Raw genomic sequence first — 25368 nt, forward strand, 5'->3', positions numbered from 1 at the left:
CCTCCTTATGTTTATTTGTTGTTATTTTTATTTAATGCGATTTAATATAAGTATAAATGAAAGTGAGGATTTAAATATGATTGATAAAGATTTAACTACTGAGGAATTTATTCATCTTATTGGATTAGAAACATTAGATGATAATGAATTAAATATGATAAAAAGTTTATTATTCTCTATCAATATAAGCACAAGAAAAAAGCATTTTTCAAAAGCCACTTATGAAGCACAATACGCTTCTATTGCTATGTAAAACCAAAATTATCTATTTTTAAAGCATATGTTAAATCTTGAAGAACAAAATAAGCAAATTATTGATTTACTTACACAAATTGTTAGGCAAAACCATTCGGTTTTAAAGGAAGATAATGATAATAATTCACAAAACATTACTGATATTACTTTAAATGAAATCAAAAAACTTGAAGAACTTATTAATCTAGGTATATTATCACAAGAAGAATTTGAGAAGAAAAAGAAAGAGTTATTAAGTTTATAAAAATAAATATATACCATCCTATCTATGAAAAGACAACAAAAAAGCACCATTTATAGTGGTGTTTTTTTATAAATATACATTATATCAATAATAACTTTACATCTTTTATTTAAAACCAAAATAATATATTAAAATTCTCGTATTTCTAACATTATTAATATATTTAATAACTTATCTACTCTGGCATGACTAAATCTTTAACACTGATTCCAATCCTTTTCATCTCTTTTTCAAATTCTTGTTTAATATATACTGCTTGGCTTGAATATAAAACTTCGCTCTTTTCATCTAAGCCTTTACTTTCACTAATTGTATTTTCATTAAAATCATATTTTAAAAATGTTGTTGCAGCCTTAACTGTTGCAGTATTTTCTCCCCAATAATATGAATATATTATCTTTGTAGATTTTTCATACTCTTGAATATAACTCTTATCTATAATATCCAAAGAAATATTAACATTTTTTCCATCTTCTTGTTTTGTTCTTGTCCATGTTGATGAGATTGTATTTTGCCCCTTTTTATCAATAGCAAATCCCGTTAACTCATACCCTGCTTTATCCAATTTTTGTCTAGCAGGATATTTTTCATCTAATTCTACTTTCTTTATTTCTTTTTTGTGATTGACCAATAAAGTATTTAATTCATATGACATATTGTTCATATTTGTATCATATTTTTTTAATATAGAAACAAGATTGATCAATGTTGGATTAGAATCATCTTTAATCTCGTTAGAATATATTAATTCACCATCTTTATCAATAAATTTAAGCCTATCCCATTCTTCGCCATCTATAGGTGTAATAATAAATTGACATTCATCTTTCACTAAAGCTACAGTACCTAATTTATCATCATACTGTAGTTGATATCCATCATCTTGCATTGCTTGAAAAGCATTCTTACTATTGGAAGTCATTTCAACTGACGTGACTAACTCTTTTTCTCCATCAGTAATTTTTGATTCAGAACCACATCCAATTAAAGTAATAAGTATTATCAATCCTAATAATAATTTCCCAAACTTTTTCATTTATCACACAAGCATAGCATTATTTTCTATGCAATCTCCTTTCTTGTTTAATTATACCATAATTAAGCTTTACTATAAAAGAGATTTATAAATTAAAATAGCTATAGTAATTTGGATTTATACACTATTTTAACTTCATTACAATGAATTGAATAAATAAAATAAAGACTTATTATATTTATAATGAAAACACTACAATTGTAGTATTTTACACTATTCATAACAATTGACAAGCATATTCATCCAAACTTTCGCTTTAGCTTGTTGCCTAGATTTTCGACAGAATACATTATATAGTGACGTTGAAATAGCATCATAAATATACATACCTTGTAGCCACATATGTGAGTTATGTCGATCTTCTTTTATTTCATAGACTTGTCTATAGCATTTAGCCAGTTCTACATCTTGGAAATAGAATTCATCATTAGTCATACCAATGAATAAATAAAAGGGAAGAACTTCTTTAAATATTAAAGTAAACGACTTTTTATCTGTTTCTGCTTCAAGTGTCATTTTTGCTTTTCTATCTACTGCAGCCTTATCTACTTTTTTCTTAACATCATTGAGATTTTTATCAGTTGGTTCATTAACATCAACCTGTGCTGTTGGATCAGCAGCCGCTGCTCGGGCTTCTATATCAGCCATAATTTCTTTTGTTTCATCTGTAATCTCTCCATTATTAGCTTCTAAACTTGCTGCAAGTTTATTACATAATTCAATACCACTTGCATCACCTTTTTCAGCAAATAATTTCACATTTTCAGATAATTTTGATTTGTCATTTTCATTCATCTTAGATAAAGCAGTTAGTTTCATTAATTTCAATGTATCTAACCCTTTGGCTTGAGCATTTTTAATATCCTCACTATTCATTTGCCACTGATTAAAACTTGTCTTTAACTGTTCCTTTTCAGTATCGTTTAACTGAACACCTTTTTCCTCTAATTGACTTATCATCTGATCATATGATAATCCCTGTGATAATGCTTTATTAACCATTTCTGCTTGGATTAAAGCCGATGTTGCCTGTACAGTGGCTAATTCATCACCTTGCGCTGTTGTAACTCTACTCTTACAATCTTCTGAAGCTGCTGCTAAACTATCCCATGTACTCGTTCCATTCTCATCAAGTTTTGTATATTCCTCAGCTTGTAATAAAGCAGAAGCAGTAACACTTCCATCTAATGCTCCAACTGCCTGATTATATAATTCAGCTCCCTTGGCATTTGCTTCATATGCACCCTTTGCTTTATCTAATTTTTCTGAGTATTGACCTAGCTTTTCATTTGATGCCTCTATCTGTTCACGATAATGTGTTAAACTTTCAGTTTCTTCTGGACTTAACCTTGCTTCTCTTGACTTCGCCATCAATTCATTATACTTAGCTTGATACTCTTGTTGTTTCTCAAGTTCAGTGTTGTAATTATTTTGAGCTAAAGTTAATTCACTTCGTAATTTAGTTTCATTTTTTAAACTCTCAACATATCCATCATAATATGCTTCTACTTTTGCCTTACGTTCTAATTGTTTAATGTTCTCATCTATTGCCTCAGCATTTTCTAACCATGTTAATTTTCCATCCTCAGTTAATTTAACTGTACCAGGCATTGCAGAATTAATTTGATCAACATAATATTGTGCTTGTTCAAAGTTCTTCACATAGCCATTTTCATCTGCTAGTCCTCTTAAATTTGATACAAATCCTTTCAATACTTCTGACTCTACCTGTGCTTCATTAAATAGTCTCGTTTGCTTTTCAGCTTCACTTTCACCATCACCAAATAGAGCTAATGCTCCAACCACTAATCCTAAACCTGCAATAACTGCTGTTACTGGAACTGGAATTGCTAATAATGTGGTAGATAAACCACCTACAGTAGCAACAAATTCACTCCAACCTACTCCAATTCCGACTATCCCTGATGCTATATCTGTAATATCTGCTATACCTCCAATAACATCTGAAAAATTCACCTAATTTATACTTTCCAAATTATTAACAAGTATTAAATAAGTTTCATTTAACGATTTCATTTGATTATTTATTGACGACAATGAATCTACTATTTTGTCAATATTATCTAAAGAACTAGATAACTTATTTATATTTTCATCCATAGAAACATCTCCTTGTTTTATATAGATTGATTTTATAATATGTTTCTTATATAATATTATTAATATATGTGAAAGGAAAAAATAAACAACAAATAAGATACACTTTTAAATGGAGAATAAATATGAAACCAAAATTAACTAAAGAAGAGTATTTTACTCAAAACGAAACTGCAATAAAAGAATTATTAAAGTATTTTGAATTAGAGAATCTTACTGATGAAGAAAAATGTTTACTTATCACTCCTTTAATAGATTCAACCTTAAAATCGTATTTTACCCCTCCTCTGTTAAAAATGCCAATAGATACTCCTTCTAATATTGAACAACATTATCATGGTAGAATTTTATTGATTTTATTAAAATATGTTCTAGAAACAAATGATAAATTAAATTATTTAAAAAAAATCAGTGATCAAAATGAACAACTCATTCAACAAAACCAAGAAATTATTACTTTGCTCAAGAGTCTCAATGAAACATAACCATTAAGACTATATCATTCATAAGAAAAAACAATGCAATAAAAAAACAAACATTGAACGAATAAAAAACAAATAATTCTCATGGCTATAATAATTTGATTTAATGAAAGCGAGTGAAAAAAATATGTTTAATAAAAATAAGCAAGAAACTATTGAACCTATCATAGAACTTGGATTAGAAAAATTAGATGAAAACAGCTTAGATATTATCAATAAAATGTTGCAATCACATTATTTGACATGCTGGAAATTCAAACCATCTGCAGGTGCAAGTTCTAATCCAGAGGCCACTACTGCTACCACTGCAATTTATAATCAAAATTATATAATCTTGAAACAACTTCTTAATTTGCAAGAACAAAACCAGCAAATCATTCAACAAAATCAACAAATTATTGAATTATTAACTGAGATAAAAAACAAGTAAGAAAACACCACAGATTGTGGTGTTTTACTCATTGATAACAATTAACCAAAGTACTCATCCAGACTTTCGCTTTAGCCTGTTCCTCTGCAACTGTTAATTGTTGATCTTCTTCTTTTTGTTCATTCGTCATTGGATATGGCTTTGATGGATATGACGATGCTTGTTGCCCAGATTTTCGACAAAATACATTATATAGTGACGTTGAAATAGCATCATAAATATACATACCTTGTAACCACATATGTGAGTTATGTCGATCTTCTTTTATTTCATAGGCTTGTCTATAGAATTTAGCCAGTTCTACATCTTGGAGATAGAATTCATCATAAGTCATACCAATGGATAAATAAAAGGGAAGAACTTCTTTAAATATTTCTGTATATGTTTTGTTGGAAAGAGAATCCTCAGTGTCTAAAAACTCGCCTTCCAACTTATTGCGTTTTTTGAGTTATCCTCTTCAAATAATGTATTTAATGTATCTGTTGCCATTTCTGATAACTTATTATACATATCATTTTTGTTTGTGAATAAGTGGAAGATATTATCAACTTCCGCTTTTTTAATGCGTTTATGATGTGCATAGAATGCATATTCAAAAAGCTTTGGTAAAATAGTCACAGGCTTTTTATTCATATCTGCTAATACGATACCATCAGCCTCCATTTTTTCTAATGTTTTTCTTGTGTATTCTAATGTGTAATCCACATCATTGTATGTAAATTGAATTGTTTTAGACATTGATTCATTCCTCCTATAAATTATTCAGCAGGTGCTACTGTTGATTTTGCTTGCCAAGTTGGTGCATTTGTTGGTGTAATATATAAGTTTGTTTCCAAAACAGCGTTAACTGCCATTGCTGGTAATCCCATAGCACTTGGTTGTCCTGTAAAATAAACTGATTTTTCTAAACCAGGATGTTTGATTTCAAACCAAACTGATTTTCCTTCTTCTTTAGCTGCTTTATAAGCATCTACTAATGCATTCCAAGCTGTTTCTAAATCTGTAGTAAAGTTTGCTAAAAAAGCTAATGCTCCTCCTAAATCTTTTAAACCTTCAACATATGTCTTGAATTCTGTTTGACTCAAATCAGTTGTTTCTAATGTTTCTGGAGATGGGTTCATCTCAGGAACACTTTTGATATTAGGAATTTGAATATATCCCATAGTTGGTCTTGTTCCAGCAGTTGCTTCAACTGCATAGTTCACTGTGACTCCAGCTGTACTCATAGCAATATTTGACATAATAATTTCCTCCTTATAATGCAGTTTGATACTGCATCAATCTTTTTAACTTTGTTTCTTTATCTTGTGTATCTAATCCACAGTATGTCCTTATATACCCAAGTTGTCGCATAGCATCATCAACACTTACCATAATTGCTTTGATTTCATCCATACCAGTTTGAGATTGAATTTCAATCTCATATTGCTCAACATTATTTGTTCCCAAATCATCGAATGAACGACTATCTTGCAAAACATAATTATCTGTTTGAATTAATGAAATCACTGGATATGTTGAATCATAAAATCTTAATTTCTGATCTGTTGTTTGAATAGTTTCAAACTTATCTTTTAATGCACTGCTGACAAGTGTATAAACTTGTTTCTCATGATCTATCATTGATTAGACACCTCCTTATATTCAATTGTTTTTAACATCTTTCTCTTTATGAGATGAATATTATAACCTAAGTTATCTTGTTTGATGTTTTCTTTATGAATCTGCTTGGCCAATTCGATTCTTATCAAGAAAGGTATCTCTCTGCCTTTTCTTGACAATATCATCTTAACACCCTTCTATTGGTTATAACTAGGTTCAAGATAAGTTCAAAAAGTATTCATTATTTAAATTTCACTTAAGAATTTACGATTAATTTCATCAATAGAAGGTAATGGACTTGTTATATATTGTGAAAGAGATAAACATATTTCAGGTAATTCTCTTTTATATGTACTTGTACTTATATAATATTTATCATTTAGAGTATCTATCATCTCTTTATATGTTAAAGTCGTAATATAAGTTTCTAAGATCTGTCTTTGTCTCGTTGGTAACAATAGTGTCTTGATCATAAAATTGTTAATAATATCACTTAATAATTGAATCTTTTTAGATAATAATTCTCTTTTAAAAGTATAATCATTCATTCGTGTGATCTGTGACAATGATGTTCCTTTTGTTTCTTCAAACGATGGTGAATGAGGTGCTGGTTCCTCATTAAATTCCTCTAATAAATATTCTCTTTCACGACTCAGTTCTCTCATACCTTTTAAATAAAGTTTCATGTTGTTAATTGTTTTTAATTGTTCCTCTGAATATCTCATATGCTCTCTCCTCTTTTCTAAGTTTTGGTAAATATTACCAATTGTAAGTTTATATTACTCTAAGATTTGTAGAATTTCAATACGATTTCTAAGAAACTTAGAGTTTTGATTGTTTTTTTAATATTAAAGGTATATAATCGGTTTTAAAGAGGTGATTGCTATGTCAGTCCTTGGAGACAATATCAAAAAAATGCGCGAGGAGCAACACTTAACTCAAGATGAGCTAGGTGAATTATTAGAGATTAGTGGCAAAACAATTTCTTCATGGGAGAAGGAAAGAAGTGAACCAAAGATTGAAATGATTGAAAAATTATCACATATTTTTCATTGTACAAGTTCTCAACTCTTAGGTGAAAATCATGATGATTTCTTTACATCACCAGAAGAAGCCTTGCAATTTATATTAAAACAAGATATGTTTGCTAAATTTGGCGGTTATGATTTAGATACAATGAGTCAAGATGAAATTATTGATATGGCAAATGATATTGCTCAATTTATTAAAATGATTGCAAAGAGGCATAAATAAAATGACTATTGAAGATTTTGTAACTCATGAAATCAGTGAGTATCAAACAGATAATGTTAGAGAGATTATTGACTATCATGATATTTCTATAGAATACAATGACCAACTCAACAAAGCATGTGACTCTTCTATATTCCTCTTTCATCAAACTGCCTATATTACTATAAAATCAGACTTAAATCCTTTATATGAAAATTTTCTTTTAGCTCATGAACTTGGACATTATCTTATGCATTATGATGAAAATATTTCTTTTCAGTTTTTATTAAAAACAAGAAAAAATTCATTAGAAAGAGAAGCTAATGAATTTGCTTGTCGTTTCTTATTACATGATATTGATCTTAAAGAAATTGAAAACATAGATTTTATTATTAAAGAAAGAGGTATTCCTATAAAAATATGGAGATCTGTTTGTGAATATATCATTATCTAAATTTCTAAACAATGTCAACCGACATTGTTTTTTTTATTACAAAGGCATTTGAGACATATAGACAAAATAACAAGATATACTCATAAAATCAAATACATTAACAAGCATTTACGAATAGGAAACATTGACTTTTCAAATAAGAATAACTACAATCAAAAAGAATGAAAATAAATAAATGAGGGGATGTTATTATGGATGAAGATCATGTAAAAAATGAGCATGTTGAAGAACAGGAAACAAAAACCAAAAGTCATAAATATATTCTTTTTATAAAAGAATATAAAACGAAATTTCTTATTGGTGGGGGAATTCTATTCATATGTATTTATGCATTTGGATGTATTTATTATCAAAATAGATTTATGTCACGAACAACTATTAATGGAATGAATGTGGCAGGAATAAATTATCAAAAAGCAACACAGAAAATTCAAGAACATATTGATAAACGAACAATGACATTGATATTTCTAGATGGAGAAAAGGAAATCTTAACACAAGAAAATATTGGTTTTACATTTAATCAAAACAATGATATAAAAAAGGAAATAAAAAAACAGAACGCTTTTTTATGGTTTACTCATTGGTTTTATCAAGATAATATGACAATCAATAATTTATTTATTGTTGATGAAAAAAAGTTAGAGACATCTCTATCTCAACTCAAGCACCTGCAAGATGACTATCAAGTAGCACCTGCTGATGCAAAAGTTCAATATAAAGATCATAATTTTTCAATTGCAAAAGAAACAATTGGAAGTAAGATCCAAAAAGATATTCTTATTCAAAAAATAACGACAGCATTTCAAAATGGAGAAACAGAGCTGAATGTAGAAGAAGTTGGTGGCTATGTGAAACCTAAGACAACATCTGAAGATGAAAGTTTAAAAAAATTACTGGAAGCAGCTAAAAAATATTGTGATGTTTCTATTACCTATAAAACAATAAATGAAGATGTTGTTTTAGATGGTAATACTTTAGTATCTTGGCTTTCTATAGATGAGAGTGGAAATTATTATAAAGATGATAATGAATTTAAAAAACAAGCAACAGAATTTGTAAAAAAACTATCTAAAAACATAAACATTATTGGGAAGAAAAAAACATTTACTGGTGCTCATGGCAGAAAGATAAATATATCAGGAGGGAATTACGGCTATAAACTTAAGCAAGAAAAAGAAGTAGAGGGACTTCTCAAAGATATTCAGGCTGGAAAAAAAGGAATGAGAACACCTGTAACAACTGGTATTCAAGCTTCATATGACAATGGTGGCCTTGGTCAGACATTTATAGAGATAGATATGACAAAACAACATTTTTGGTATCATAAAAATGGAAAAATTGTTTTAGAGTCAGATATTGTTTCTGGCTTACCTAGTGATCCTCATAAAAAAACACCAGCAGGTACTTATTACATTTATTTCATGCAATTAAATCGAACTCTACGTGGTGAAATTCAAGCAGATGGCAAACCTGAATATGAAACACCAGTAGCATACTGGATGGCTTTTAATGGGGGAATTGGTCTTCATGATGCGACTTGGCAATCTCGATTTGGTGGTGATGTCTACTATACTAGAGGATCACATGGCTGTATTAATCTACCACTTAAAGTTGCTGCTGAGTTATACGATATGGTTAAAGTAAACACACCAGTTGTTTGTTATTATTAAAATAAGTAATAAAAAAAGATAATGAGATCAGTGATGATTATCATTATCTTTTTTATGTATCAAGATTATAGAACAGCCACATTTAACAATCTTATTACTATTTCCAATAGACTTGAATGTAAAATCAATTTTATTAATAATGTAGCTGCTTTTTTATTAACAAAATCTAAAAAACACATAAAGAAATTAGACAAATCAACTCAAAAAATTGACTCGCTATAGCCTCTTAATGATTCATATTTCTAATCATTATGAAATGATTTTTTGTATGTATATAGAGCGCTCTTCTTCTGGTATATCAAAAAAGTTAAACGCTTCTTCCAATGTATACCCTTTTTTAGTCATCATTTTTTGGATTAATTGAATTGTTCGTTCAATTCTCCCCCTAGTTTCTCCTTCAATAATGCCTTCTTGCTTACCCTTTCTTTTGATCTCTTCCCAGATTTCACACATCTCTTTTCTCCCTCCTTCTGTCTCTTTAAAATAACTCACTCTTTTCCTTAAAAACTCATAATGCATATCACTTGTCTCACTACATAGAAAATCATGCATCAATCTCCCTAAGGCATTATCCTCCTGAATACTTGCATTGATATAGATGATCTCACTTCCATCATCAAATATCTGGTTATTCTCATCTATTGTTCTATGAACATGATAGATTGGTAACCCATATCCTAGGACATCCTCTTCTGTTATGAAGATGATAATCATATGAGGCAAGTCCTTCCATTCTTCTTTAGGATATGATGTACTGGCATCAATCAGACTTCCATGAAATCTTGCCCGTCTTGGATTGGCTCCAGTATAATCTCTTTGCACTTCAATATTGATATAATGATTTTCAGTTTTGACAAAGACATCAATACTGATAGACCTTCCAAGAATATTATTGATATCATACTGCACATGCCATTCAATGATTTCAATAGGCCTTTCTAAGATAATCTCAAGAAACTGAGTCAGACACTCCTTATCCTTGAAGACAATCCTCATGAAATCATCATCAATCACCTTGAGTCTGGAAATAGCATCCAGATATTCAGTATTCCTTTCACATACGAACACATCGTCAACCTCCTCTATTAAGATATAGAGAATCTTAAGCAGAGATAGTATCTATAAACAATATACCACAACAATTGCTTAAAGTAAACACTCAAAAAGATTCCCCTACTTATATATTCATCATTTCTTTGCTATTTTTCTTCTATTATTTATAAAAAAGTGAATTTTATTTAATTGACATGTGATTCTAGTTAAAACTAAAAAAAGACTGTAACAAAATCATTATTTCATTACAGCCATCGTATAACTCTTTATTTTATAACTTTGAATTCATTTGAACTTATCTTTTCAATATGACTATTAAAGAATTCCTCCATGACTTGAATCATGTAATAAGTATCTTTAATACCTGCAGTCTCATATGAAGAATGCATTGCTAGTTGTGGTAAACCAATATCAACACTATTCATTGAAACTTGTGCCATAGCAATATTTCCTAACGTGCTTCCCCCTAATACATCAGAACGATTTGAGAAGAATTGAACTGGAACATTTGCTTTTTCACATAACCCTTTAAATATTGCAATACTCACTGCATCACTTGTGTATTTTTGTCCAGCATGTGATTTAATCACAACACCTTCATTCATATATACACAATTTTGCACATCAGTTTTTTCAGGATGATTTGGATGAACCGCATGAGCATTATCAGCACTCAGCATAAAACTTGATGCCAGTGCACGATAGAAATCTTCATCTGTTTTTCCTAATGATTTATTCAAACGATAAAGTGTGTCATATAGGAATGTAGATCCTGCTCCTTGTTTTGTTCCAGAACCAACTTCTTCATTATCAAAACACGCTATAACATTAATGGATTTTTCATTATTTCCTTTTAAAAATCCTTGTAAAGATGTATATGCACATTGTAAGTCATCTAATTGTGGTGATGAAATAAACTCTTCATGAGCACCCCAAACAGAAGGCTGCATTCGATTATATAAATATAAATCACTTCCATAAATATCTTCAACCTTGACATTTAAATACTCAGCAATTAATTTCTTGAAATCACCTGCTTTTGTTTCACTGCCACCAAACAAAGGAAGCATATCAACTTGCTTATTGTATGTCACTCCATCATTTGCATTGCGATTCATATGAATTGCAACATTGGGAATTAAAACCAAATCTCTATCAATATTTATCAATTGACTCTTATAACAATCTTGATCACGTACCAAAACTCGTCCAGCTATAGATAATGGTCTATCTAACCATGTTGAACAAAGCATACCACCATAACCTTCAGTATTTAACTGTGTATATTTTCCTCTCACTTCTATTTCAGCATTTTCTTTCATTTTAAATGTTGGTGAATCACTATGAGAAGCAGCTACATTAAAACTATAACAATCTAAATCCTCACCTAAATGAAATGCCATCATACTAGATTGATTTCTTGTTATAAAATAGCGCCCCCCTGGTACAATAGACCAGCTCTCATTTTCTAATAATTCCTGATATCCATTGGCTTTTAATATTTGACTCATTTGTTCAATTGCATGAAATGCAGTTGGACTCTTTTTGATAAATGATACCAGTTCTTCAGATATTTCTTTATACATTCATTTCTACCTCCATATATATCTGTCATTATATCATATCTTATGTACCTTTGCGAAAAATATCAATCACTTTCTCATCCACTCACAAAAGTTAATTGCTTTTTTATATCATGATGTGTAGAATAGAACCATTGAAAGGATGATATAATGAAATCTCAAAAACAATTATTACCATATATACTCACCTTTATAATGGTTTGTCTAATGGTTGGAGTCTCTCAATGGTTAAATGAACCTGAAATCATTTTTCCAGAAATTACAGCTTTAACAATAGGTTCGTGGTTAGCACCCAAACAAGTCTGGAAAACTTCACCAATAAAACTTATTTTATTAATTCTGATTTATGCAATTCTTGGAGTACTCATGGTCAGATATATAGATATTTTTCTTGAACTGAAAATTATTGTTGCTTTTACTATATGCTCAGTTGGTCTGCTTATATCAAAAACAACATTTGCACCACTCATCTCAGCATGTATTCTCCCCATTCTCATGGGCACTGAGTCATGGATTTATCCTATTGCTGCAACATTTATGACAATAATTATTGTTATTGTTCAAAAATTTTTACAAGATTATGAGTATTCCCATATCTATCAATACCAACCTGTTGAGTTTGATTATCACCATGAATTATGGTTGTTTTTAAAAAGACTTCTTGTTGTTATTGGTCTTGCTGTTGTCGCTACACGTCTAGAAATCCGTTTATTAATTGCTCCTCCCCTTATTGTTGCCTTTTTTGAGCTCAGTGGAAATCATAAAAAATTACGTAGTCAAGCCCCTCGTCTCTATGGCTTAACAATATTTATCGCATTTATCAGTGCTTATGCAAGATACTTTTTCACACTCCAATATCAAATTCCTTTAATAATAACAGTTGCCCTTATAACTCTTATTTTACTTTTAATCATATATTCATTGAAAATCTTCTTTCCGCCTATAGGTGCAATTGCCATTTTACCAATGATTTTATCTCCTGATTTATTAATCATTTATCCATTCCTTATTGCTATGGGATTTGCATTACTTATTCTCTTTGCTTTTTTAATATCTAAAGAAAACAGTTCTATATATGAAAAGACATAGTTTTTATAGACTATGTCTTTTGTGTTTATTGGAGGTGCTTATAGTTTTATTCTGCTTTAACAATTGTTAAAATCATTGTTTTTCGATCAAACTTGTATTCTTTTTCAGCAAGCGGGACAAGTAAACTTGAATCCCATTGATCTGTTTCAAATTCGACCTCATCGGGTATTGCAGTATAATGAATGTTATATTTTCCTGCAGGAAGAGTAGCTAAAGTTGCAGCATCATCTTTCCCTTTACATCTTAATGAGCATTCAGTTCTTCCACCATGTGATTGAAACATATATTCATCATCAATAGAGAAATCAACATGATATCCTTCAGTTACTGAAATATTCTTGAGTAGATCTGGTATCTCACCTTCTACCATCGTTATATTTTGCAATCCAGTCATATGTGGGGCAGTTTCATAATAAGCTTTTGCAGCAGCCTTTTGACTAGCATTCTGTCCATAATATACGTAATCAATATCAAATTCTGTTCCTGCCAATCCAGTTCCTACGTCACCTGGCCAATTTCCACCCATTGCAAGATTCATTTGAATATATTGTGGTCTATTCAAAGCCTTTTGTGCAATTGGTAAATGACTATAATCTACAGACTGAACAATTTCATCATCAACATACCATTCAATCTTATTAGGTGACCAGTCTATTCCAAAAACATGATATTCATTATTAAAATTTTCACCAATTGTATATGCTGTTCCAGCTAATTTTGTTTCTGTAACACGATTATTATCAGTATGAGCAGTTTGATAAACTGTACGATTTCCATAACTATTATCACCTGCTTGTCCTATCAGTTCCATAATATCAATCTCACCACATCTTGCCCAACCATAACCTTGTTGAGAGTTAATATCACCATCTAAAACAAAATCAGAACCTAATGTCCAAAATGCTGGAAATACTCCCTGTCCTTTTGGTAATTTTGCTTTCATTTCAATTCTTCCATAAAGAAATTCTTTTTTTCCATGAGTTCTAACACTCCCTGAATTATAAATAACTTTACGGTTACCTCTTGGATTTATGTATTGATCTTCCACAGGTCTATCAGTTGCCTTTAAAACCAATTTCCCATTTTCTAAATAAACATTTTCCTTATCATTCACATAATGTTCTTGTTCAACACCACGGACACAGCCTAACTCATACCCCCACTGTGTTGTATCAAGCTCATGACCATTAAAATCATCAGCCCAGACAATATCATACTGTTGGGCAGCTGAAGGATTCTTTTCAACCAAAGACACATCATCTACATAGACCTGTCCTCGATAAATCGCATCACTCGTATTGTCTGTCCATTTCATAGCACATATTGCTATTTCTGAATAATTTCCAGTATTAAAGATTAACTCAATATCCTGATATTGCCATGCCTGTTCTGGTGTACATGTCACCACAACTTCAGCATTGTTAATCAGTGTTGAGACATCAGGGGTTTTCACATTGAAAAAAGCAGAAGCTTCAGATGATGCTAATAATATTTTTGCTTTGGCTACATATTCAGTATTTGGTTTGACCTGAATAACTTGATAGACACAGGCATTATTTGTATTGGCTGGTAATAATCCACACCATAATCCTGTAGCAGCACATTCTGGATAATCAGTAAAAGTCCCTTGTCCTGTTGTTTTCCAATGCTGTCGACCATTTTCAAATGAACTATCAATAATGAGATTTTGGTTTTTATCACGATTCAATTCAATTAAATCATACTCTGTATCAACACTTTGCGCATGAGCTGTTGTTGCTAAACCTATTCCCAAACTACAAACTAAAGCACCAACAAGACATGTTTTCAATACTTTTTGTTTTCCCATAATATTTATCCTTTCTTTTTTCTATTTATGAAACCGTTGAAATTGCACCTCCAAAATGTTAACGCTTTCACAAAAATATTATATATATCATTCATAACAACATTCAATCTCAACGCCAAAATATCTCTCATTATTCAACAAAACCATCAATACAACGTGTCGAATAAGCATAGAAAAAATCAAAAAAAGAACTATTATCGTTCTCTTTGTCGAATATCATCGATTTTTTAATATATTCATTGCTTCTTCTTGAGATAAGAAATATAGATCTCTCATTCCTAAATGATCTTCAGAAGAAACCAAATCATGAAACTGTAAATCTTCTAAAATATAAAATGCTTTTTCTTGACTATAGTGAAAATGATCAACCAATAAAGATGTTGAAGCATATCCCTCATCCAATAATAAATCAATAATATGCTGATAAGGATGTTCCTTCATCTTTTCATGATTTTTATGAAAAAAAGAACGAGTATTGGCTTTATGTTTCAACGAATTCAAATATTGACCATCCCATAACTCAACCTGATTCGTATGGGCCAAAGCAATAGCTTGAGCAGTAAAACGGTGATTCGTTACAACAACAGCACAATCACATTCATAATATTGACATCCTGAATAAGCTTGTTGAACAGCTGCAACACCAACAGGCTTTGCATATTTTTTACATTGAATAGCATAACTTTCTCCTTGATATTTACCCAAAATATCAACACCATAATCACCACTTCTTTTTGTTAATTCAAGTGATTTAAAACCATTGCGTTTGAGGATTTCTTTCACATACTCTTCAAATTCCTCACCACTCATTCTTTCATCAAAATCAGGAATCCAGCCAAAAATCCAACCAAACAGCATTTTAAGTATCCATTTTATAAAACATAAAATATATTTGATAAGTAAAAAAGGAATTTTAAGTATAAAAATAATACACTTTTTCATAACAATCCCTCCAATCTTACTTATTATATCATAATATCATATTTACAAAAGTCAAAGTCATGATAAAATAGAGAAAGTAAAGGAGAACGATTATGCTTATAACTGCTTCACATATAACGAAATATAATAATTTAAAATGTATTGTTGATGATGTTTCTTTCACTATCAATGAGCAAGATAAGATTGCTTTAATTGGTGTCAATGGCACAGGGAAATCTACGCTTCTTAAAATGATTTCTGATAGAGAGAATTATCAAGGTGATATCTTAAAAAAGAAAGATATTCAAATCAGTTATCTTTCACAAAATCCTCATTTTCAAGATGATTATTCTGTTTTAAAACAAGTCTATGAATATGTTGGTCATGATATTCCAGATTATGAAGTCAAAGCGATTCTCAATAAATTTGGTATTACAAATTATGAACAGCGTATAAAAGAATTATCTGGTGGTCAACAAAAAAGAGTTGCTCTTGCAATCACATTGCTGAAACCATGTGATTTACTCTTACTAGATGAACCAACCAATCATTTAGATAATGAAATGATTGAGTATTTAGAAAAATATTTAATGAAATTTCATAAAGCAATTTTTATGGTGACACATGATCGTTATTTCTTAGAAAGAATTACTAATAAGATATTTGAACTTGATCGTACAAAAATCTATGAATATGAAGCCAATTACTCACATTTCTTAGAACTCAAAGCCCAAAGAGAAGAAATTGCTTTATCAACGCAAAGAAAAAGAAAACTCTTTTTAAAGAAAGAATTAGAATGGGTTCGTGCTGGTGTCCAAGCACGTTCTACAAAAAGTAAAGATCGTTTGCAAAGATTTGAAGAATTAAATAATCAAAAGGATATAGAAAAAATTCAAAATGTTGAGATGCTAAGTGTCTCATCTCGACTAGGGAAAAAAACAATTGAATTAGAAGATGTTTCCATGTCTTATGATCATCTCTTATTTGAACCATTCTCTTATCACTTTAAAAGAAATGATCGGGTTGGTATATTAGGGAAAAATGGCTGTGGAAAATCTACGCTTCTCAATATCATTGCAGGTATTATTAAACCATCATATGGACAAGTTATTATTGGTGATACAATTAAGATTGGATATTTCAAGCAAGGTCATGGTGATATGGATCCATCTATGCGTGTCATTGATTATATCAAAGAGACAGCTAATGTTTTAAAGACAAGTGATGGTCAATTAAGCGCCAAACAAATGTGTGAAAAATTTCTTTTTGAATCTGACATGCAATATACACCCATAGAAAGATTATCGGGTGGTGAAAAGCGTCGTTTATATTTATTAAAGATCTTAATGAGTGCACCAAATGTTTTACTCTTAGATGAACCAACGAATGATTTAGATATTATGACATTACAGATATTAGAAGATTATTTAGATCATTTTAATGGTATTATATTAACTGTTTCACATGATCGCTACTTTTTAGATCGTATTTGTGATGAGCTCTTTGTCTTTAAAGATCAAAAGATAACTTATCATATAGGAGGCTATAGTGAATATATCGACTTAGAAAGTTCTTCCAAAAAAACCAAAGTCACAACTTCTCAAGCTCCTAGGGAAAGAAAAAAGAAAATTAAACTTTCTTATAAAGAAAAACAAGAATTAGATACACTTGAACAACTTGTCCCTCAATTAGAACAACAAATCAAAGATATTGATAAAAAAATGGATGGAGTGATCGAATTTGATATCATCCAAGCTATGCTCAAAGAACGTGATAGTCTCTCACTTCAGCTTGAAGAATCTGAAATGAGATGGATGGAACTTCTAGAAAAACAAGAACAGAATGAAAAATAACATGATCATACATGTTATTTTTTAATAATATTCAATTGACCAGGTTCAACAGTGCCCATTCTTGTATGAAAATCAACCTCTTTAAGAAATTGAAAACCACATTTTTCATTAACTCTTCTTGACTTATTATTTTTATTGAAATAGCCACATAAGAGATAATCATAATGAAGTTGCTTAAAACAGTATTGAATCACACATTGAACAGCTTCTGGCATAAGTCCTGCTCCCCAATAATCCTTGTTTAAAACATAACCGATTTCTCGTCCATATAATGATTGATACTCTGAATCATCTTTTAAACGATCTTCCTCTATGCCAAGACTTCCAATCACTTTATGATTATCCTTATATTCTATCGCAAATGTCTTTTTTTCCTTCATAAACATAGTTAAAATTTCACGAGATTCATCTATAGATTCATGTGCTTTCCAACCAGCCATTTCACCAACACCAGATTGAGAAGCATATTCATAAAAATCATCTAAATCATTCATTGTCCAAGGACGCAATATCAATCTTTCTGTTTCTAAAATAACATCTGTAACATCTATATGTGCATTCATTTTATTTTTCTTCCTTTTTCAAATCTTCAACATTTATTTTTATAATGGTCTTTTCATCAAGCTTAATATCTTTAACTGCATCATCAGCAGTTGCAAATAATGGTATATCAACTTTTGATGTATCAACATCCTGATTTTCTAATTTTACTTTTAAAGCCATCTTTATTCACCTCTTTTATCAAATATATGATTTAATAATGTGACTGATGCCATAGCATCTTCACTATAATAATCTGCCCCTATTTCATCAGCAATTTCTTGAGTTAAAACTGCTCCACCAACCCAAATTGGACATTGACAATTGACCATATGTAAAGCCTCAATTGTCTTTTTCATATTCACAACTGTTGTTGTCATCAAAGCACTAAGCCCAATCATTTTAGGTTGATACTTGTGATACGCCTCAACAACCTTTTCAACTTTAACATCTTTTCCTAAATCAATGACTTGATACCCATAACTTTCTAAAACAACTTTCACAATATTCTTACCAATATCATGAATATCACCTTCCACAGTACACATCATAATTGGGCCTTTTGATTGACTATCCACACGAAATGTTGATTTCACAACCTCAAAGGCTTTTTTTGTCGTTTCAGCAGACTGAATTAACTGAGGCAAGAAAATCTTATTCGTTTCATAATCTTTTCCAACACGATTTAAGGCTGGAATAATGACATTATTAATCACATCCATGGCTTCTCTTTCTTGTAAGAGTTCTTTTGTTTTTGCCTGAACTTCATCTTTTAATCCATGAATAATCATATCTTCTAAAGTGAATGAAGATGTGGTTAAAGGAGCAAGTGTTGTCACTTGTGATTGTTTTGAAATGTAACGTGATGAATCTTTATCGAAATGATACAAAACATTATAAGCATCAATTGTTCCCATTAATTCTTGATCTAGTGGATTAATAATTGGTAAATCTAAGCCTGATTGCATAGCTAATGCTAAAAAGGTTCTATTTAATAATGGTCTATTTGGTAATCCAAAAGAAACGTTAGAAACGCCTAAAACTGTATGCACACCAAGTTCTTCTTTGACTAAAGTTAAAGCTTTTAATGTCTCTTGAACTTCTTTTTGTTGAGCTGAAGCTGTTAATGTTAAACAATCAATAATGATATCTTCTTTAGCAATGCCATATTCACTGGCTTTGTCAATGATCTTTTTTGCAATAGCTAAGCGTTCGTGTGCATATAATGGAATTCCATCTTCTAATGTCAAACCAATCACTACACCACCATATTTTTTAACAATTGGGAAAATCGCTTCCATCACTTCATCTTTTCCATTCACTGAATTGATTAATGGTTTTCCATTATAATAACGACAAGCCTTCTCAATGGCTTCTGGAGATGAGGAATCTATCTGTAATGGTAGATTAATAACTTCTTGTAAAAGCTTCATCACTTTCACCATTGTTGCTGGTTCATCTATTCCAGGTAATCCAACGTTCACATCTAAAACATCTGCTCCCGCTTGTTGTTGTTTGATTCCTTCAACAACACACTCATCATAACGCTCTTCTTTTAAAGCCGCTTTTAATTTTTTCTTTCCAGTTGGATTTAATCTTTCACCACAAACAACAACTTGTCCTTCAAATGTCACTGTTTGATTTTGACTAGAAACACGAGTCAAACGTTTGACATCTCTTGAAGTGACATTTTGTGGTGCTCTTTTTTTCAGTTCCGCAATAAAATCTGGTGTTGTCCCACAACATCCACCAACAATACTGACACCCCTTTGCATATAATCGATCATGGCTAAGGCATATTCATCACTTGTCACCTCATAACAAGTTTGACCATTATGTAAACATGGTAGTCCAGCATTAGGCTGAATCATGACAGGAATTGAAGAAACTTCTAGGATTTCATCAATAATAGGCTTTAATTCATTTGGTCCTAGTGAACAATTCACTCCTAATGCATCAACCCCTAAACCTTCCACAACATTTACAAATGTTAAAGGATCAGTTCCAGTTAAGGTACGCTTATTTTGTTCAAAGGTCATAGTCACAAAGACTGGTAAATCACTGTTTTCTTTTACAGCAAGTATTGCTGCCTTGACTTCATATAAATCAGTCATTGTCTCTAATAACACAACATCAACTTGATCTTTGACTATTAAAATTTGTGATGCAATCATTTCATATGCTTCATCAAATGTCAGTGTTCCAAGTGGCTCTAAGAGTTGACCAATAGGTCCAATATCTAAAGCAATATAAGCATTGGGATTCACTTTGTCTCTAGCTATCCTTGCATTCTTCACTGCTGCCTTTAATAAATCACAATAACAATAACCACTATCAGCCATCTTCAAAGGATTACATCCAAAAGTATTGGTTGTTATGAAATTGGCACCAGATTGTAAATAACGAGAATGAATATCTATTATAATCTCTGGATGTTCTATATTATAAACTTCAGGAATTTCACCTGCTTTGAGACCAGCCTCCTGAAGTTGAGTCCCCATAGCCCCATCAAAGATCAATAAATCTTTTCCTAATCTTTCACGTAACATCTTTGACCTCCCTTTCTTAATTCACAACTTTCTTTTCTTACACAAGACATACAAGATTTTTGTTGTGATTTTCCTATTCCAATGATTCCAAGCATTGACTTCATTGGGATAAATAAACCACTCTGACTCAATGTCACACCAATCTTTTTATGAACATTTAAAACTCTTGATAAAGTTTTATTTAATACTAAAGGCAAATCACCATAGCCTGGTGCAAAGCGAAAAGTATGCTCACCAAGATTTAATGTTTTTTCATATTCATCACAGCATTCTTCTAAATAACGACTGCTCACAGCATCAAAGACAATGGCTCTTGCCATATCAATATGTTCATAATATTTTATTTGACGATCGATTTGAATTCCTAATGTACAAGCAATGACAAGACATGTTTGACATTCTTTCATATAGAATTCTAAATCATTTGAACAAAATGATAAATCTAATTCTTGAATACCAATAGGTCCATGAGTTAATGAAAAATTCTGATGAACGACTTTAAAATGTGCATACTGCTGAACTTCTACTATACATTCATCAATAAGCTGATTTGTTTTTTCATCAACTTGACCAAAACAATTGAGATACTGCAAGATTGCTTTTTTATTCATGATTTAATTCTTTAAGGACCGTTGGAATATTGCGAAAGATGGCTTGCGCAATTTCTGGTCTGTTCATTGTATAAATATGAATGCCATCAACACCATTGGTAATTAAATCAATGATCTGATGTGTCGCATAATTGATGCCAATCTCTTTCATTGCTGATGGATAATTATAGTAAGATTCAATCATTGTAGACAACTGATAAGGAATTGAACAACCACACATTTTAGCAGTATGCAATAAAGATTTAGAATTTGTAATTGGCATAATTCCAGCCAAAATAGGAACAGTAATCCCTCTTTTTCTCGCTTCTTTCACCAATCTATAATAATAGTTATTATCAAAGAATATTTGTGTAATTAAATATTCAGCTCCGGCTTCAACCTTTTCTTTCAATGCCTTTAAATCATCTTCAAAACATGCAGCATCAGTATGAACTTCAGGATAACAAGCTCCTGACAAACAAAAATCATGAGGAAACTCATTTGTAATTAAAGTATTTAAATCTTTTGCATAATGAAATTCAAGTTTTTCTTTATCAAAAGAATCATCACGAGGATAATCACCTCTTAAAGATAATATATTTTCAATATTGTTATCTTTCAATTGTTGGCACATTGCCAAGACTTCCTCTTTTGTAGAAGAGATACAAGTTAAATGTGCAACAGATTCAATATGATAATCATTTTTAATCTTAGAAGCTATTTCTACAGTTTTTCCCTTTGTAGAACCTCCTGCCCCATATGTCACACTGATAAAATCTGGATTCAATTTTGCCAGTTCATCAATTGTTCTATAAATTGATGAAATATCCCCTTCTTTATTCTTTGGAGGAAAAACCTCAAAAGAAATTGTTGCTTTATTTTTCAAAATTTCCGAAATTTTCCATTTTGCTATATTTTAAAGCAAATAAAGAGAATAGTCAAAACTATTCTCTGATATTTTTATTTTCTAATCCATCTTTTCTTAATATTGAATAAATTGGCAGTAATGATAAAACAATCAAACTCAAGATAAACAAAAGAGATGGGAGAAGTTGTAACCAAAAATGTGTAGGTGTAAAATAGATATTATTCAATCCATAATTTAAATAAATATCAGCGAAATGATAATAGACTGCACAAACAAAACCAATCAAAGCAATCATACCTGATTTATAAACATATATTCTCCAAATTTCAAATTTTCTCATACCTAATAATTGATATGTTCCAATTGTCTCTCGCTGTTTCAATATTTCATAAGATAACTGATAAATATATATGATTCCAGTTCCCAACATGATACTGATTTCTATAAATGGAATATTTTGTGTATTTTCTTCAATATTCATATTCATATTCAATTGAGCGGTATAAAGACTGTCAACCCAGCTGTATTTACACTCAGAATTCTGTTGAACATATGCAACTAAACCTTTTGTTTTCTGATGAATATCATGAAAATATATTTTGACTTGCTGATAATGTTCTATATCTCCATAATTTTGAAAATCTTTTGCTGACATAATCATATAAGGTTTATCATCCGGTATCTGTGAAACAATCTGATAACTTTCTCCTGACATCACAATCTTTCCATTACCATTTATGTTCTCCAATTCCGTATCAAAATTTATTTCTTTAAATCTTTCACTGACGATAACCTCTCCTGGCAAAATATCCTCTTGAATCTGAAATTCAGCCTTTACATCTTCATCATAACAATAAATTTCTCCAAAATATCTTGCATCATTTTCATAATCTATAACATGAAAATATCGCATATCTTGAGCATAAGGCTTGTAAGCATCTAAATCTTTGGTTGTAATAAAAGTGACATCTTCTCTTGACGGAGCATAAGTTAAACTGATTTCCTCTTGTGTATGTGATTGATTAAGACTCTCCTTTTGACTTAACAAATTCAAAATTGAGATACGATCACCAATAATTTTCATCATCATTAATGAAGCAATAAATATTAAAAATATTTTCACAATCATTTGTTTCTTATGACTAACCAATTGACGCCATCCTAAATATAATGGTCGCATCCTGTGTAATTTTTTATAACGATAATAGAAATACTGGAACTCACTGCCTTGAAAAGAACCTGTTAAAGCACGATAGCATGCACTTCTCGCTGGCATAAAATAACTGATGAGAGTCATCAAGCATATAATCACAATAACGCCTAAAAAGTGTGAAAAGCGCAATTGAATGGGGACAACAGTCTCTATAATATAACTAAATACAAAGATCAACAAAGATGACACAGTCCAGGCAATCACTAATGAGCTCACAATAAATAAAAGAGATTGTATAAAAACAATAAAATATAGCTGACGCTTTGTCGCTCCTATTCCTCTTAAAAGAGCGTAATCATCTTTTCGATTTTCAAAAGCTGCAATTGTCATACCAAACAAAATCGTACAGCCAATGATAAAAAGAACAAACTGTAACATAACAACCAACACATTCAATGAAGCCATATCAATATATGCATTTTTATCTATTGTATTGACCAATCCATATTTTTCAGCATTATCCAATTTGTCTCCATCCTTCACATCTATATAAACTTGATAATTTTGATTTGAAGGAGGTTCCCCTATAACAATAGCTGTATCACCTGTTTGCTCTAGAAGTCCAACAATTTCCCATTCTCCAACCTGATTCTTTTCATCACCAATATAAGGAATTTGAACAATCTGATGCAACGTTTTGTCATAGCCAAAGCTTTCTAAAACAGTTTCTTGAATGGCAATCTCATGGTCATTGATAGGCATACGTCCTGATTTTAATTCAATCGCCATAATAGATTTATTACCATATATATAATCTATTGATCCATCAGTTACAACATAACCTTTATTCTGTATGCAACTGTAAAGTACATCTGCATCTTTAAGTTTTTGGACTTTACCATTAATACTTATTTTCATTTGATTTAGCTTTTCTAAAGATTCTAAATGATAAGAATAATAATCATATGTACCATGCTGAATGCGAAAATCTGCAATACTTTGATTGGCAAAGAGAGGTATAAAAGCAGTCATTAGTGTACAAATCAATGCAATAATAGTTAAAGTTATCAAGGCTATCAATGTATCTTTACGATGTGTTTTTAAATCTTCCAATGTAAAACGAAATAAAATATTATTTTTCATTTGTATCACTCACAATCTCGCCATCACTAATCGTAATTATACGCTCTGCTTGTGATGCAATCATTTCATCATGAGTCACCAGTATGAGAGTTTGTTTATATCGTCTTTGTGATAACTTTAAAAGAGTCACAACTTCTTGAGAACTCTTAGCATCTAGATTACCAGTAGGCTCATCAGCTAAAATAATTGCTGGCTTCATAGCTAACGCTCTTGCTATAGCAACTCTTTGTTGTTGACCACCAGAAAGTTCCCTTACAAATGCTGTCTCCTTTTCCTTTAAATCCAAGAACTCTAAAAGTTCATCAATATATTCTTTATCTTCCTTCAAATGATCTAGATGAATAGGAAGAACAATATTCTCAAGAACATTCAAACTAGAAATAAGATTATAAAATTGAAAAACAAAACCCATCCTTCTTCGACGATAACGTGATAATTGATCATCACTCATATCATAAAGAGAATTTCCTTCTAATAGGACAGTCCCTTGCTGTGGTTTGGTAAGTCCACCCATGACGTGTAGTAGAGTTGATTTGCCGCTCCCACTCTTACCAATAATAGCTACAAAACTGCCTTCATCAATTGTCAGATGAATATGATTGATTGCATTCACTTTATTTTCATCATAACCATAACTTTTCCTTACATCTTTCAGTTCTAAAAGTATCATA

General features: G+C 30.8%; 29 protein-coding genes. 9 read left to right on the forward strand and 20 right to left on the reverse strand.

Going from position 1 to position 25368, the window contains the following annotated elements; all coding sequences use genetic code 11:
• Positions 1–76 precede the first annotated feature (76 nt).
• Both GQF29_RS18535 and GQF29_RS18540 read left to right on the forward strand, forming a co-directional pair.
• Positions 77–253 carry a hypothetical protein gene (locus tag GQF29_RS18535; RefSeq protein ID WP_236916371.1) on the forward strand — a complete coding sequence of 59 codons (177 nt, stop codon included), beginning with the start codon at positions 77–79 and terminating at the stop codon, positions 251–253.
• A gap of 27 nt (positions 254–280) precedes the next feature.
• Positions 281–499 (forward strand): hypothetical protein, encoded by a 219-nt coding sequence (locus tag GQF29_RS18540; protein ID WP_236916372.1) that lies wholly within the window; start codon positions 281–283, stop codon positions 497–499.
• A 175-nt stretch (positions 500–674) separates the two neighbouring features.
• On the opposite strand, the gene GQF29_RS02185 is transcribed toward GQF29_RS18540, so the two are convergent.
• From GQF29_RS02185 to GQF29_RS02195, 3 genes are all read right to left on the reverse strand, one after another.
• Entirely contained in the window at positions 675–1535 is an 861-nt protein-coding gene (locus GQF29_RS02185) for a hypothetical protein (protein ID WP_054689761.1), read from the reverse strand.
• A gap of 213 nt (positions 1536–1748) precedes the next feature.
• On the reverse strand, positions 1749–3512 hold the full coding sequence (locus tag GQF29_RS18545; RefSeq protein ID WP_236916373.1) for a hypothetical protein: 1764 nt from the start codon (positions 3510–3512) through the stop codon (positions 1749–1751).
• Positions 3513–3656 carry a hypothetical protein gene (locus GQF29_RS02195; RefSeq protein ID WP_160340727.1) on the reverse strand — a complete coding sequence of 48 codons (144 nt, stop codon included), beginning with the start codon at positions 3654–3656 and terminating at the stop codon, positions 3513–3515. It lies immediately after the preceding gene.
• Between the two features lie 122 nt (positions 3657–3778).
• Between GQF29_RS02195 and GQF29_RS02200 the strand changes: the two genes are divergently transcribed.
• Both GQF29_RS02200 and GQF29_RS18330 read left to right on the forward strand, forming a co-directional pair.
• Entirely contained in the window at positions 3779–4138 is a 360-nt protein-coding gene (locus GQF29_RS02200) for a hypothetical protein (RefSeq protein WP_160340728.1), read from the forward strand.
• A 124-nt stretch (positions 4139–4262) separates the two neighbouring features.
• Entirely contained in the window at positions 4263–4565 is a 303-nt protein-coding gene (locus GQF29_RS18330) for a hypothetical protein (protein ID WP_054689765.1), read from the forward strand.
• Positions 4566–4593: 28 nt separating this feature from the next.
• On the opposite strand, the gene GQF29_RS02205 is transcribed toward GQF29_RS18330, so the two are convergent.
• From GQF29_RS02205 to GQF29_RS02230, 6 genes are read right to left on the reverse strand one after another with little or no spacing between them, the layout of a single operon-like run.
• Positions 4594–4995, reverse strand: coding sequence for a hypothetical protein (locus GQF29_RS02205; protein ID WP_017144170.1), 402 nt, complete (start codon positions 4993–4995; stop codon positions 4594–4596).
• Entirely contained in the window at positions 4977–5303 is a 327-nt protein-coding gene (locus GQF29_RS02210; protein ID WP_008788427.1) for a DUF5055 domain-containing protein, read from the reverse strand. Before GQF29_RS02210 ends, GQF29_RS02205 begins: the two co-directional genes overlap by 19 nt.
• Positions 5304–5323: 20 nt before the next feature.
• Positions 5324–5806, reverse strand: a complete 483-nt coding sequence (locus tag GQF29_RS02215) for a hypothetical protein (protein WP_008788426.1) — start codon at positions 5804–5806, stop codon at positions 5324–5326.
• A gap of 13 nt (positions 5807–5819) precedes the next feature.
• Positions 5820–6188 carry a hypothetical protein gene (locus GQF29_RS02220; RefSeq protein ID WP_117599046.1) on the reverse strand — a complete coding sequence of 123 codons (369 nt, stop codon included), beginning with the start codon at positions 6186–6188 and terminating at the stop codon, positions 5820–5822.
• A complete protein-coding gene (locus GQF29_RS02225) occupies positions 6185–6352 on the reverse strand; it encodes a hypothetical protein (protein ID WP_160340729.1) in 168 nt (55 codons plus the stop codon). The genes GQF29_RS02220 and GQF29_RS02225 overlap by 4 nt, the downstream gene beginning before the upstream one ends.
• A 60-nt stretch (positions 6353–6412) precedes the next feature.
• A complete protein-coding gene (locus GQF29_RS02230) occupies positions 6413–6892 on the reverse strand; it encodes a hypothetical protein (RefSeq protein ID WP_008788424.1) in 480 nt (159 codons plus the stop codon).
• Positions 6893–7052: 160 nt separating this feature from the next.
• On the opposite strand from GQF29_RS02230, the gene GQF29_RS02235 reads away from it, so the two are divergent.
• From GQF29_RS02235 to GQF29_RS02245, 3 genes are all read left to right on the forward strand, one after another.
• The gene (locus GQF29_RS02235; RefSeq protein WP_017144169.1) at positions 7053–7421 is read left to right on the forward strand and encodes a helix-turn-helix domain-containing protein; all 369 of its coding nucleotides are present in this window, start codon (positions 7053–7055) and stop codon (positions 7419–7421) included.
• 1 nt (position 7422) lies between these two features.
• Complete coding sequence (locus GQF29_RS02240) at positions 7423–7854, forward strand: ImmA/IrrE family metallo-endopeptidase (RefSeq protein WP_160340730.1); 432 nt, start codon at positions 7423–7425, stop codon at positions 7852–7854.
• A 191-nt stretch (positions 7855–8045) separates the two neighbouring features.
• Complete coding sequence (locus GQF29_RS02245) at positions 8046–9527, forward strand: L,D-transpeptidase family protein (RefSeq protein WP_008788421.1); 1482 nt, start codon at positions 8046–8048, stop codon at positions 9525–9527.
• A gap of 249 nt (positions 9528–9776) precedes the next feature.
• On the opposite strand, the gene GQF29_RS02250 is transcribed toward GQF29_RS02245, so the two are convergent.
• On the reverse strand, positions 9777–10595 hold the full coding sequence (locus GQF29_RS02250) for a PD-(D/E)XK nuclease family transposase (protein WP_017144167.1): 819 nt from the start codon (positions 10593–10595) through the stop codon (positions 9777–9779).
• Positions 10596–10846: 251 nt separating this feature from the next.
• Positions 10847–12166 (reverse strand): M18 family aminopeptidase, encoded by a 1320-nt coding sequence (locus GQF29_RS02255; protein WP_008788419.1) that lies wholly within the window; start codon positions 12164–12166, stop codon positions 10847–10849.
• Between the two features lie 147 nt (positions 12167–12313).
• On the opposite strand from GQF29_RS02255, the gene GQF29_RS02260 reads away from it, so the two are divergent.
• Entirely contained in the window at positions 12314–13252 is a 939-nt protein-coding gene (locus GQF29_RS02260; RefSeq protein ID WP_008788418.1) for a hypothetical protein, read from the forward strand.
• Positions 13253–13298: 46 nt separating this feature from the next.
• On the opposite strand, the gene GQF29_RS02265 is transcribed toward GQF29_RS02260, so the two are convergent.
• Both GQF29_RS02265 and GQF29_RS02270 read right to left on the reverse strand, forming a co-directional pair.
• Complete coding sequence (locus GQF29_RS02265; RefSeq protein ID WP_008788417.1) at positions 13299–15080, reverse strand: glycoside hydrolase family 16 protein; 1782 nt, start codon at positions 15078–15080, stop codon at positions 13299–13301.
• 216 nt (positions 15081–15296) lie between these two features.
• Positions 15297–16022 carry a restriction endonuclease gene (locus tag GQF29_RS02270; RefSeq protein WP_008788416.1) on the reverse strand — a complete coding sequence of 242 codons (726 nt, stop codon included), beginning with the start codon at positions 16020–16022 and terminating at the stop codon, positions 15297–15299.
• A 92-nt stretch (positions 16023–16114) separates the two neighbouring features.
• On the opposite strand from GQF29_RS02270, the gene GQF29_RS02275 reads away from it, so the two are divergent.
• A complete protein-coding gene (locus GQF29_RS02275) occupies positions 16115–17854 on the forward strand; it encodes an ABC-F family ATP-binding cassette domain-containing protein (RefSeq protein ID WP_054690178.1) in 1740 nt (579 codons plus the stop codon).
• Positions 17855–17868: 14 nt separating this feature from the next.
• Here GQF29_RS02275 and GQF29_RS02280 read toward each other — a convergent pair whose 3' ends face one another.
• From GQF29_RS02280 to GQF29_RS02305, 7 genes are read right to left on the reverse strand one after another with little or no spacing between them, the layout of a single operon-like run.
• Positions 17869–18417, reverse strand: coding sequence for a GNAT family N-acetyltransferase (locus GQF29_RS02280; protein ID WP_160340731.1), 549 nt, complete (start codon positions 18415–18417; stop codon positions 17869–17871).
• 1 nt (position 18418) lies between these two features.
• Entirely contained in the window at positions 18419–18577 is a 159-nt protein-coding gene (locus tag GQF29_RS18335; RefSeq protein WP_202086265.1) for a hypothetical protein, read from the reverse strand.
• Between the two features lie 2 nt (positions 18578–18579).
• Complete coding sequence (locus GQF29_RS02285; RefSeq protein ID WP_117599016.1) at positions 18580–20943, reverse strand: homocysteine S-methyltransferase family protein; 2364 nt, start codon at positions 20941–20943, stop codon at positions 18580–18582.
• Positions 20925–21554: a vitamin B12 dependent-methionine synthase activation domain-containing protein gene (locus GQF29_RS02290; protein WP_054690183.1), complete on the reverse strand. Its 630-nt coding sequence runs from the start codon at positions 21552–21554 to the stop codon at positions 20925–20927. The genes GQF29_RS02285 and GQF29_RS02290 overlap by 19 nt, the downstream gene beginning before the upstream one ends.
• Positions 21547–22419, reverse strand: coding sequence for a methylenetetrahydrofolate reductase [NAD(P)H] (gene metF / locus GQF29_RS02295; RefSeq protein ID WP_008788410.1), 873 nt, complete (start codon positions 22417–22419; stop codon positions 21547–21549). The genes GQF29_RS02290 and metF overlap by 8 nt, the downstream gene beginning before the upstream one ends.
• Positions 22420–22477: 58 nt before the next feature.
• Positions 22478–24697: an ABC transporter permease gene (locus GQF29_RS02300; RefSeq protein WP_008788409.1), complete on the reverse strand. Its 2220-nt coding sequence runs from the start codon at positions 24695–24697 to the stop codon at positions 22478–22480.
• Positions 24687–25367: an ABC transporter ATP-binding protein gene (locus GQF29_RS02305; RefSeq protein WP_008788408.1), complete on the reverse strand. Its 681-nt coding sequence runs from the start codon at positions 25365–25367 to the stop codon at positions 24687–24689. The genes GQF29_RS02300 and GQF29_RS02305 overlap by 11 nt, the downstream gene beginning before the upstream one ends.
• Position 25368: the final 1 nt, after the last annotated feature.

Source organism: Coprobacillus cateniformis (assembly GCF_009767585.1).
Classification (GTDB): domain Bacteria; phylum Bacillota_I; class Bacilli_A; order Erysipelotrichales; family Coprobacillaceae; genus Coprobacillus; species Coprobacillus cateniformis.

Excerpts from the sequence above, each read along its gene's own strand:
- GQF29_RS18535 (WP_236916371.1), top strand. The coding sequence starts at position 77 with ATGATTGATAAAGATTTAACTACTGAGGAATTTATTCATCTTATTGGA.
- GQF29_RS18540 (WP_236916372.1), top strand. The coding sequence starts at position 281 with ATGTTAAATCTTGAAGAACAAAATAAGCAAATTATTGATTTACTTACA.
- GQF29_RS02185 (WP_054689761.1), bottom strand. The coding sequence starts at position 1,535 with ATGAAAAAGTTTGGGAAATTATTATTAGGATTGATAATACTTATTACT.
- GQF29_RS02195 (WP_160340727.1), bottom strand. The coding sequence starts at position 3,656 with ATGGATGAAAATATAAATAAGTTATCTAGTTCTTTAGATAATATTGAC.
- GQF29_RS02200 (WP_160340728.1), top strand. The coding sequence starts at position 3,779 with ATGAAACCAAAATTAACTAAAGAAGAGTATTTTACTCAAAACGAAACT.
- GQF29_RS18330 (WP_054689765.1), top strand. The coding sequence starts at position 4,263 with ATGTTTAATAAAAATAAGCAAGAAACTATTGAACCTATCATAGAACTT.
- GQF29_RS02210 (WP_008788427.1), bottom strand. The coding sequence starts at position 5,303 with ATGTCTAAAACAATTCAATTTACATACAATGATGTGGATTACACATTA.
- GQF29_RS02215 (WP_008788426.1), bottom strand. The coding sequence starts at position 5,806 with ATGTCAAATATTGCTATGAGTACAGCTGGAGTCACAGTGAACTATGCA.
- GQF29_RS02220 (WP_117599046.1), bottom strand. The coding sequence starts at position 6,188 with ATGATAGATCATGAGAAACAAGTTTATACACTTGTCAGCAGTGCATTA.
- GQF29_RS02225 (WP_160340729.1), bottom strand. The coding sequence starts at position 6,352 with ATGATATTGTCAAGAAAAGGCAGAGAGATACCTTTCTTGATAAGAATC.
- GQF29_RS02230 (WP_008788424.1), bottom strand. The coding sequence starts at position 6,892 with ATGAGATATTCAGAGGAACAATTAAAAACAATTAACAACATGAAACTT.
- GQF29_RS02235 (WP_017144169.1), top strand. The coding sequence starts at position 7,053 with ATGTCAGTCCTTGGAGACAATATCAAAAAAATGCGCGAGGAGCAACAC.
- GQF29_RS02240 (WP_160340730.1), top strand. The coding sequence starts at position 7,423 with ATGACTATTGAAGATTTTGTAACTCATGAAATCAGTGAGTATCAAACA.
- GQF29_RS02245 (WP_008788421.1), top strand. The coding sequence starts at position 8,046 with ATGGATGAAGATCATGTAAAAAATGAGCATGTTGAAGAACAGGAAACA.
- GQF29_RS02255 (WP_008788419.1), bottom strand. The coding sequence starts at position 12,166 with ATGTATAAAGAAATATCTGAAGAACTGGTATCATTTATCAAAAAGAGT.
- GQF29_RS02260 (WP_008788418.1), top strand. The coding sequence starts at position 12,314 with ATGAAATCTCAAAAACAATTATTACCATATATACTCACCTTTATAATG.
- GQF29_RS02265 (WP_008788417.1), bottom strand. The coding sequence starts at position 15,080 with ATGGGAAAACAAAAAGTATTGAAAACATGTCTTGTTGGTGCTTTAGTT.
- GQF29_RS02270 (WP_008788416.1), bottom strand. The coding sequence starts at position 16,022 with ATGAAAAAGTGTATTATTTTTATACTTAAAATTCCTTTTTTACTTATC.
- GQF29_RS02275 (WP_054690178.1), top strand. The coding sequence starts at position 16,115 with ATGCTTATAACTGCTTCACATATAACGAAATATAATAATTTAAAATGT.
- GQF29_RS02280 (WP_160340731.1), bottom strand. The coding sequence starts at position 18,417 with ATGAATGCACATATAGATGTTACAGATGTTATTTTAGAAACAGAAAGA.
- GQF29_RS18335 (WP_202086265.1), bottom strand. The coding sequence starts at position 18,577 with ATGGCTTTAAAAGTAAAATTAGAAAATCAGGATGTTGATACATCAAAA.
- GQF29_RS02285 (WP_117599016.1), bottom strand. The coding sequence starts at position 20,943 with ATGTTACGTGAAAGATTAGGAAAAGATTTATTGATCTTTGATGGGGCT.
- GQF29_RS02290 (WP_054690183.1), bottom strand. The coding sequence starts at position 21,554 with ATGAATAAAAAAGCAATCTTGCAGTATCTCAATTGTTTTGGTCAAGTT.
- GQF29_RS02300 (WP_008788409.1), bottom strand. The coding sequence starts at position 24,697 with ATGAAAAATAATATTTTATTTCGTTTTACATTGGAAGATTTAAAAACA.
- GQF29_RS02305 (WP_008788408.1), bottom strand. The coding sequence starts at position 25,367 with ATGATACTTTTAGAACTGAAAGATGTAAGGAAAAGTTATGGTTATGAT.